This window comes from Pandoraea sp. E26, assembly GCF_000681415.1.
GTDB lineage: Bacteria > Pseudomonadota > Gammaproteobacteria > Burkholderiales > Burkholderiaceae > Pandoraea > Pandoraea pnomenusa.
The window spans coordinates 1-2,653 of sequence record NZ_AYXJ01000068.1 but is presented as its reverse complement, the minus strand read 5'-3'; the positions used below and the strand labels follow the sequence as shown (position 1 = coordinate 2,653).

The window sequence follows — 2,653 nt, the reverse complement described above, 5'->3', positions numbered from 1 at the left end:
CTCGACGAGCCGTCGATGGGTCTCTCGCCGATCATGGTCGAGAAGATCTTCGAAGTGGTGCGCACGGTGTCGGCGGAGGGCGTGACGGTGCTGCTCGTGGAGCAGAACGCGCGTCTGGCGCTGCAGGCCGCGCACCGTGGCTACGTGATGGACAGCGGGCTCGTCACCATGACCGGCAATGCGAAGGACATGCTCGACGATCCGAAGGTGCGCGCTGCCTATCTGGGCGAGTGAGTTGGCGGCGATCCGCTGGCGCACGCCGGCGTGATCGCTTGCTTATCCGGGCAAGGGCGCCGAAGGCAACTTCGGCGCCCTTGTTTTTTGCGTGTGCGCGCGCGTCGTCGCGGTGCGTCAGTGCGATCGCCAGACGTTCGCTGACGGCATGAGCGGCAGGCGCTTGCCCAGGCTCACGACGTCGTCGGCCGCGTAGCCATGTGCCGTGTAGAACGCCAGGGCTTCGCGCGATCGGGTGAGCACTTGCAGATTGAGCTTGAGGCAACCACGCTCGGCCAGTGCGGCTTCTGCGTGGCGCAGCAGGGCGCTCGCCACGCCGCGTCGGCGCAGCGCGCGCGCGACGGCCAGCGAATACACCCAGCCGCGATGCCCGTCGTAGCCGGCCATCACCGTGCCGGCGATCTTGCGATCGCGCACGGCAACGAAGAACAGACCGTCGCGCATCGCCACCTTGTTGGCGATCGAGCGACGCGGTTCGCGATGCGGCTTGTCAGGAGCGTTGTATTCCGGGAACGCGTCGCGCCAAAGCGCCAGCACCGCGTCGGTATCGGCATCGTCGAACGCGCGGATATGAATCTCGGCGGGCATGGCGATCACGGCGCCTCCTGTGGGCCGGTATAGATATCCGGGCGGTGGATCTGCATCATCTTGTTGACCGGGCCGAGCGGTTCGAAGCCATAACGGGCGTAGAGACCCGCGGCATCGGTCGTGGCAAGCAGAAAACGGCGCAGGCGCTGCAGCGCGGGATGCGCCAGCACATCTTCGCAAAGGCGCTTGCCGATGCCGAGGCCGCGCATCGACGGATCGACGAACACGTCGGCCAGATAGGCAAAGGTGGCGCGGTCGGTGATCACGCGCGCGAAGCCGACCTGACGCGACGGCCCGCCCTCGACCTGTGTGGCGTAGGCACCGAAACACAGCGAATTCGAGACGGCGCGCATGAGCGTGTCCCTGGGAATGTCCTTGGCCCAGTGCGTTTGTGTCGAGAGCGCGTGATGAATGAAGGCGATGTCCAGGCGTGCCGGGTCGGACGAGATCTCGACGATGGCGTCGGCCGGCGGGGTCGGGTGCCCGTGGCTCAGGTCGTTCATGGAAGGCGTCTCCGTTGATGTCTTGGGGGGGGCGGGCGTCGCATCGCCCCGGGGCGTTCCCGGGGGGGGGGCGACGACGCCGACGGCCTGAGGTCAGGCGTGCCTGGCGAGCAGCGAATCGAGCATCGAGAGCATCTGATCGATCTCGTCGCGGCTCACGTTCAGCGCGGGCATGAAACGCAGCAGCCCGGGGCGCGGCGAGTTCAGCAGCAGGCCGTCCGGGGCCATGTCGCGCGCGGCCTCGACCAGTTGCGGACCGATCTCGCGCCCGAGCATCAGCGCGCGCAACAGACCGGCGCCGCGCTCGCCCTGGCCGCCGTAGCGCGAGGACAGATGTTGCAGCCCGGCGCTCAGATAGTCCGCCTGCGCTCGCACGAATTCGAGAAAACCCGGTGCGGCGACGGTGCGCATGACCGCGAGGCCGACGGCGCACATGAGCGGGTTGCCGTTGTACGTCCCGCCCTGGTCGCCGGGCTGGAACACCGCGAATGCGTCGCCGCACAGCATGGCCGCGAGCGGCACGCCGCCGCCGATGCCCTTGCCGAGCGTCATGATGTCGGGCACCACGCCGGCCTGCTGATGCGCGAACATCGTCCCCGTGCGTCCGCATCCGGTCTGGACTTCGTCGACGATCAGCAACAGGCCGCGCGCGGTGGTGAGTTCGCGCAGCGCCTTCATGAAGGCGTCGGTCGCCGGCACCACCCCCGCTTCACCCTGAATGGGTTCGAGCATCACGGCAACGGTGTCGGGGCCGATGAGGGCTTCGACCGAGGCGATATCGTTGAGCTCCGCCTTCGGGAAGCCCGGCACCTGCGGCGCGAAGATCGTGTCCCACCCTGGCTTGCCGCTGGCCGACATGGTGGCCAGCGTGCGGCCATGAAAAGCGTTCTTGAACGTGATGATCTCGTAGCGCGCACCGCCCGCGGCGTTCGGGTGCAGTTGCCCCCACTTGCGCGCGAGCTTGATGGCGCTCTCGTTCGCCTCGGCACCGCTGTTGGCGAAGAACACCTTGCCGAGTCCGGAGAGCCGTGCGAGCAGATCGGCCAGTTCGATCATCGGCACGTTGTAATACGCGGGGCTTGGATTGAGCAGCAATGAGCCTTGCGTGGCGAGCGCGTCGCGCATCACCGGATGGCAGTGACCGAGGCTGTTCACGGCCCAGCCCTGGATGAAATCCAGGTATCGCTTGCCTTCGTGATCGTAAAGCCAGCCCCCCTTGCCGTGCGTGAACACGAGATCGGGGCGCGTCGTGATGGGGAGCAGCGCGCCGGTGGCGAACTCGGAGAACTTCGCGCTGCGCGCCGGTTTGGACGTGGCGGGGGCGGGGG

Annotated in this window: 3 protein-coding genes and 1 pseudogene; 1 reads left to right on the top strand and 3 read right to left on the bottom strand. The window is 67.6% G+C overall.

Annotation, left to right across the window (positions count from 1 at the left end):
* A pseudogene (locus W930_RS0125065) lies at nucleotides 1-234 on the top strand (ABC transporter ATP-binding protein); the annotation flags it as partial.
* A gap of 117 nt (nucleotides 235-351) precedes the next feature.
* Here the strand turns inward: W930_RS0125065 and W930_RS0125060 are convergent.
* From W930_RS0125060 to W930_RS0125050, 3 genes are all read right to left on the bottom strand, one after another.
* Entirely contained in the window at nucleotides 352-822 is a 471-nt protein-coding gene (locus tag W930_RS0125060; RefSeq protein WP_024788586.1) for a GNAT family acetyltransferase, read from the bottom strand.
* 5 nt (nucleotides 823-827) lie between these two features.
* Nucleotides 828-1,325, bottom strand: coding sequence for a GNAT family N-acetyltransferase (locus W930_RS0125055; RefSeq protein WP_024788585.1), 498 nt, complete (start codon nucleotides 1,323-1,325; stop codon nucleotides 828-830).
* 93 nt (nucleotides 1,326-1,418) lie between these two features.
* Nucleotides 1,419-2,588, bottom strand: coding sequence for an acetylornithine transaminase (locus W930_RS0125050; protein WP_028731412.1), 1,170 nt, complete (start codon nucleotides 2,586-2,588; stop codon nucleotides 1,419-1,421).
* Between the last annotated feature and the right edge of the window lie 65 nt (nucleotides 2,589-2,653).

What these genes read in the sequence shown, in the direction of transcription:
- W930_RS0125055 (WP_024788585.1), bottom strand. Translation starts at nt 1,325, where the DNA reads ATGAACGACCTGAGCCACGGGCACCCGACCCCGCCGGCCGACGCCATC.
- W930_RS0125060 (WP_024788586.1), bottom strand. Translation starts at nt 822, where the DNA reads ATGCCCGCCGAGATTCATATCCGCGCGTTCGACGATGCCGATACCGAC.